The following is a 6,047-nucleotide window of genomic DNA, read 5'->3' on the forward strand; positions in this document are numbered from 1 at the left end:
CTCATGTGGAACACTATCATGGGCATTTCTGAGACCTACGACCGTGGCCGGAGCTTCGTCGTCGAGCAACCGTTCGGAGTCGTCGCTGGCGTCGTCGGTGTACTGTTGATCGTGGATCTCGCGACCAAGCTGATGAACGGGTCGCTGTCGGTGCTCAGTCTCGCGCTCTTCCTGAAAGACGGGCTGATACAGGGCCTCGTGATCGCGCTCGCGGGTGTCGGGCTCTCGATGACGTACTCCCTGCTTGGCTTTGCAAACTTCGCCCACGGCGATTACATCACGGCGGGAGCCTTCGCGGGCTGGGCGACGACGTACGTGATCGGGGGGCTCGGCGCGCTCCCCATCGCTGATCTCTTCTTGGTCGGTGTTAGCGGGGAAGCCAACGCGGGCACCGTCGGTGTGAGCATCGTCTCGACGCCAATCGCGGTGCTCGTCGGCCTCGTCGTCGCGATCGCGTTCACTGCCGGACTCGCTCTCCTCATCGATCGGCTCGTCTACAAGCCGATGCGCAACGAGGAGGGAATCACGCTGCTCATCGCGAGCATCGGAGTCGCGCTCGCGCTCAGATACCTGCTCGCGTTCGTCTTCGGGACCAGTCGACCGGGCGTCACCGGCGGCGACATCCCCGGATTCGAGGTGCCGGTCATCGGGATCCGGCTGAACGCCCACGAGATCGCGCTCGCGATCGGGGCGGTCGCACTGATGGTCGGCGTCCATGTGTTGCTCCAGTACACCAAACTCGGAACCGCGATGCGCGCGATGGCGGACAACCGCGACCTCGCACGCGTCACCGGAATCCCGACCGAACGGGTCGTGCGCGCGACGTGGGTTATCGGCGGCGGACTGACCGGTGCGGCGGGCTACCTCGTCACGCTCGAAACGGGCACGATCGCGTTCGACTTCGGTTGGATCCTCCTCCTGCTGATCTTCGCCGCGGTCATCCTCGGCGGGATCGGGTCGGTCTACGGCGCGATGTTCGGCGGCCTTACGATCGGGATCGCGAGCACCGTCTCGCTGGTCTGGCTCCCCTCGGAGTTCACCACTGCGGCCGCCTTCGCGGTGATGATCCTGATCCTAGTATTGAAACCATCCGGGCTGTTCGGCGGGGTGACGACCGCATGATTCGTCCCTGTATCCGAACGGAGCGGCCATCGCACCGAACGCGACGGGAGTGTGACCGATGAGTACCGCCGACCGACTGGCCGACCGACTCGGTGGCTCCGACGCCGGGTTGATCCTCGGGGTCATGGCCGGGCTCTACGTGCTGTTCATCGTCTTCGGCCTGATACTCGGCCTCGACGTCGGGGGGATCGCGAGCACCCTCCAGCGGCTGACCTTTCTCGCGGCGGTGTACGCACTGCTCGCGCTCGCGCTGAATCTCCAGTGGGGGTATGCGGGCCTGTTCAACATCGGCGTCGCGGGGTTCATGGCGGTCGGCGCGTACACGATGGCGATGTTGACCGCACCGGTCGATCCCCAGGTGGGCGGGATTCCGGGACTCGGCCTCCCGCTGTGGGCCGGGATCGTCGGTGGGATGATCGCCGCCGCGCTGGTCGGCGGGATCACGGCACTGCCAGCGCTCCGGCTCCGGGCGGACTACCTCGCGATCGTCACGCTCGCACTCTCGGAGATCATCCGGCTGATCTACAACTCGACGACGTTCCAGTCCTTCTCGATCGGTGGGAGGGAGTTGGGGACCGGCGGTGCGAGCGGCATCCCCGGTCCGATCAACCCCGTGCGCGATCTCTACTACACCGACCCGGCGAGTTCGGCGTCGCCACCGACCCCGTTCGGCCAGTCGATGTTCGATTTCTTCGGCGGGTTCGGGCTCGACGGCCCGACCGTGGTCGACTGGACGTACACTCTCGTGCTCGTGGTGTTCGTCGGGCTCTTCTATTTCCTCCTGACCCGGGTCGGCAACTCCCCGTTCGGCCGGGTGCTGAAGGCGATCCGCGAGGACGAAATCGTGGCGAGTTCGCTCGGGAAGAACACCCGATGGTTCAAGATCAAGGTGTTCATGCTCGGCTGTGCGCTGATGGGGCTCGCCGGCATCCTCTGGCAGGGCAGTCAGGCGCTGATCACGCCCGCACTGTTCCTCCCGATCGTCACCTTCTACGTGTTCATCGCGCTGATGGTCGGGGGGTCGGGATCGAACACGGGGAGCGTCATCGGCGGCGCGCTCTTTGCAGGATTACTCTTTCTCGGCCCGACGTTCGTGGGACGGATCGTCGACAGCTCGTTCAACCTCGGTGGTGCTCCGAACACGTTCACCACCGCGGTCGGGGCGCTCGGATCGCTCGACATCACGCCGCTGGTCGCGTACGCGCTCGACAACATCAGCGTGCTCCGGTTCGTACTCCTCGGCGTCGTGCTGGTCGTCCTGATGCAGCGCCGTCCGGAGGGGCTGCTCGGTCATCGGAAGGAGCCGGCAGCCGCCGTCGATCTCTCCCGGCGGAGCGTCGCTGATGACGACGCTCCCCGAGCCACCCGAGCCGACGGCGGTGTCTCGGACGCGACCGCAGACTCCGGTAACGAAGGAGGTGACGACGAATGAGCGACACAGCCGATTCCACGACCGACACGAGAAACGTGATCGAAGGCGAGGGTGGTCCCGAAAACGTCGACGAGATCGATCCCGACGACGAGTCCGACGTCGAGCGCGCAGCGCGCGAGACGCCACCCGGCCGCCCACTCCGGGTCAAGAACCTCCGGAAGGAGTTCGGCGGGCTGACCGCGGTCGACGACGCGAGCTTCGACGTCGAGGCGGGGTCACTCACCGGGCTGATCGGACCGAACGGCGCGGGGAAATCGACCACCTTCAACTGTATCACGGGCGTCCATCAGCCGACGAGCGGCTCGGTTCACCTCCACGACGAGGAGATCACCGGCCTCCGTCCGTACCAGATCGCCGACCGCGGGCTGGTCCGGACCTTCCAGATCGCCCGTGAGCTGGAGGAGATGACCGTCCTCGAGAACATGATGCTCGCGCCACGAGCCCAGCGCGGCGAGTCGCTCTGGCGGTCGGTGCTGCCCGGCGCGCGCGGGGGAGTTCGCGACCAGGAGCGCGAACTTCGCGAGCGAGCGTGGGAGACCCTGGAGTTCTTCGAGATCGACCACCTCGCCGAGGAGTACGCGGGCAACCTCTCGGGCGGCCAGCGAAAACTCCTCGAAATGGCACGGGCACTGTTGACCGATCCCGAAGTCGTCCTGCTCGACGAGCCACTCGCGGGGGTGAACCCCACCTTGGAGGAGAAGCTCCTCGATCGCATCCACGACCTCCGCGAGGAGGGGTACACCTTCCTGCTGGTCGAACACGACATGGACGTCATCATGGAGAACTGCGAGCGCGTCATCGTGATGCACCGCGGACGGGTGCTCGCCGACGACGCGCCCGCGGCGATCAGGGAGAACGAACAGGTCATCGACGCCTACCTCGGAGCGAACGTATGAGTAACGACACCGACGAGACCGCAGCCGACGACACCACGACCCACGAGACGACGGCCAACGAACAGCCAGCCGACGACACCACGACGAACGGAACGGGAGCCGACGAGAGCGTGAGTGAGGACACGACTACCGACAACGAAGCGACGGGGACGACCACAGCCGAGGCGCACGCGGCCGACAGCCATCCCGACGGTCTGCTCGCGGTATCGAACCTCGACGCGGGCTACGGTGAGCTCCAGATCCTCGACGGGATCGACCTCGACGTCGGCGACGGCGAGTACGTCACCATCGTCGGGCCGAACGGTGCGGGGAAGTCGACGGTGATGAAGGCGGTCTTCGGGCTGGCGACGTACATGGACGGCCAGATCGCCTTCGACGGCGAGGACATCAGCGGTAACGCACCCGAGATGATCATCCGGCGCGGGCTGAGCTACGTCCCCCAGAACGACAACGTGTTCGCGGGGCTCTCGGTCCGCGAGAACCTCGAGATGGGTGCGTACATCCTCGATTCGGTGCCCGACGAGGCTCTCGACGACGTGTTCGAGCGGTTCCCGATCCTCGAAGAGCGCCAGTCCCAGCGCGCGGGCACCCTTAGCGGCGGTCAACAGCAGATGCTGGCGATGGGACGGGCGCTGATGCTCGATCCCGATCTCCTGCTGCTCGACGAGCCGTCGGCGGGACTCGCACCCGACCTCGTCGACGAGATGTTCGACCGGGTCGACGCGATCAACGAGGCCGGCACCGCGGTGCTCGTGGTCGAACAGAACGCGAAGGAAGCACTCAGACGCTGCGATCGTGGCTACGTCCTCGTGCAGGGCGGCAATCGCTACACCGACACCGGTGACGCGCTGCTCGGCGACGAGCAGGTCCGCCGGGAGTTCCTCGGCGGCTGAAAAAACGGAATCGGATCGTTTTCGAGTCGAGCGAAGGCTGTTATCCGCTGCTGTTGTTCCCGCTGGCGCTGCTGTTGTTGCCAGTACCACCGCCGCCACCGCTGCCACCGAACTGGACCGTGTCCGCCTGTTCGATGCTGCCGTCCTCGGTGTACGTGAACACCTCGTAGGTCGCAGCGGCGATGTCGCCGTTGTCGTCGAACGTGATGTTGCTCGACGCACCTTGGTAGTTGATCTCCTCGCCGCTCGCGGCCATCCCGATCGCCTCGGCGAGGTTCTCCGGGCCGACCTCCGTTCCGGGGGGGTTGGCGACGGCGTCCATGTTCTCCTGGACCGCCGGGCCGCTGTTCTCGCCGCCGGCGGCGTTAGCGAGGATCTGGATCGCGGTGGCGTCGTACGCCTGCGAGGTGAACACGCCGGGTTCGCCGCCGTACTCGTCCTGGAATGATTGGGTGAAGAACTCCCGAGCCGGACCCGCCGCGAGCGGGGCCGTGCCGAGGACGTTCGTCAGCGGCTGGCCGACGTTACCCGGCAGCGCGGAGTCGCGCAGTCCGTCGGTCACGAGGATCTGGGTGTCACGACTGTAGTTCGAGTAGTAGTCCCGGAACAGCTGGTTGCCGCTCTCGGGATAGCCGATCACCAGCAGTGCGCCCGGACTGGAAGCCATCGCCTCCTGGAGCTTCGAGGTGTAGGAGGACTGGGCCTTCTCGAAGGACACCTGTGCGGGCACCTCGCCACCGAACGCCGAGGCAAACGCTTCGGCGAGCGCCTGGCCGTAGGAGTTGTTGACGAACATCACCGACACAGACGAGGCCCCGACGCGCTCGCTCGCGACCTGGGCGAGCACCTCGCTCTGGAGCGCGTCGCTCGGCGGCGTCCGGTAGACGTAGCCGTTGTCCTGCAGATCCGTGATGGCCGGCGAGGTGCTCGCGGGTGAGGTCAGCACGATCTCGTTCGGGATGGTGACGTTTTGGGCCACCTGGATCGTGGTTTCGGACGACGCCGCCCCCGTGATGGCGGGATAGCCCGCGTCGACCAGCGCCTGGGCGGCGCTGATGCCGGCCTGCGGGTCGGTCTGGGTGTCCTCGGCCTGGGTGTTGATCGTAAAGGCCATGTCCGAACCTTCGAGCTGGACCGCCGGCAACAGCGCGGCCTGCTGGATCGGCTCACCGACCGACGCGAGGTCGCCCGTTGTCGGCTGGAGGACGCCGACCATGATCTCTCGGCCCTCGGCGCTGCCACCGCCGCCAGTCTCGTTCCCGCCAGTTTCGTTTCCGCCCTCCGTCTCTTCGCCGGTGGTTTCACCACCCTCGGTTTCCTCACCAGTGGTTTCGCCGCCCTCAGTCTCGCCACTGGCCTCAGTTTCGGTCTCCTCGGCTCCGCCGCCACCACCGGCTTCGGTCGTGTCACCACCGCCCTCGCCGCCGGTTTCGTTGCCACCGCCGCCGTTACCGCCGCCCGAACATCCGGCTACGCCGACGATACCAGCCGTTCCGACAGCAGCCAGGAACTCGCGCCGTTTGGGTCTGTGTCCCATACTACCGATGCTGTTGGTTGAACAAGGGATAAATCTTGCCCTGTTTCGGCCGTCGATACTCGGGTGGTCGGCGGGTTCGTCACGCCTCGCGGCAGTTCGTGCAGACGAGTTGTCCGTTCGCGTTCACGAGATCGTTCGCGAGCGCGCCACAGGCCTCACAGATTCCT

Annotated in this window: 5 protein-coding genes; 4 read left to right on the forward strand and 1 reads right to left on the reverse strand. The window is 66.1% G+C overall.

Going from position 1 to position 6,047, the window contains the following annotated elements; all coding sequences use genetic code 11:
- The first annotated feature begins 18 nt into the window (after positions 1–18).
- The 4 genes from C449_RS02645 to C449_RS02660 are packed head-to-tail and all read left to right on the forward strand — an operon-like array spanning position 19 to position 4,343.
- Entirely contained in the window at positions 19–1,122 is a 1,104-nt protein-coding gene (locus C449_RS02645) for a branched-chain amino acid ABC transporter permease (protein ID WP_049913843.1), read from the forward strand.
- Between the two features lie 58 nt (positions 1,123–1,180).
- Positions 1,181–2,554 carry a branched-chain amino acid ABC transporter permease gene (locus C449_RS02650; protein ID WP_006076362.1) on the forward strand — a complete coding sequence of 458 codons (1,374 nt, stop codon included), beginning with the start codon at positions 1,181–1,183 and terminating at the stop codon, positions 2,552–2,554.
- Entirely contained in the window at positions 2,551–3,450 is a 900-nt protein-coding gene (locus C449_RS02655; protein ID WP_006076363.1) for an ABC transporter ATP-binding protein, read from the forward strand. The genes C449_RS02650 and C449_RS02655 overlap by 4 nt, the downstream gene beginning before the upstream one ends.
- Positions 3,447–4,343, forward strand: a complete 897-nt coding sequence (locus tag C449_RS02660; RefSeq protein WP_006076364.1) for an ABC transporter ATP-binding protein — start codon at positions 3,447–3,449, stop codon at positions 4,341–4,343. Before C449_RS02655 ends, C449_RS02660 begins: the two co-directional genes overlap by 4 nt.
- A 40-nt stretch (positions 4,344–4,383) precedes the next feature.
- Here the strand turns inward: C449_RS02660 and C449_RS02665 are convergent, their stop codons facing one another.
- Entirely contained in the window at positions 4,384–5,880 is a 1,497-nt protein-coding gene (locus C449_RS02665; RefSeq protein ID WP_006076365.1) for an ABC transporter substrate-binding protein, read from the reverse strand.
- Positions 5,881–6,047: the final 167 nt, after the last annotated feature.

Source organism: Halococcus saccharolyticus DSM 5350, assembly GCF_000336915.1.
Lineage (GTDB): Archaea > Halobacteriota > Halobacteria > Halobacteriales > Halococcaceae > Halococcus > Halococcus saccharolyticus.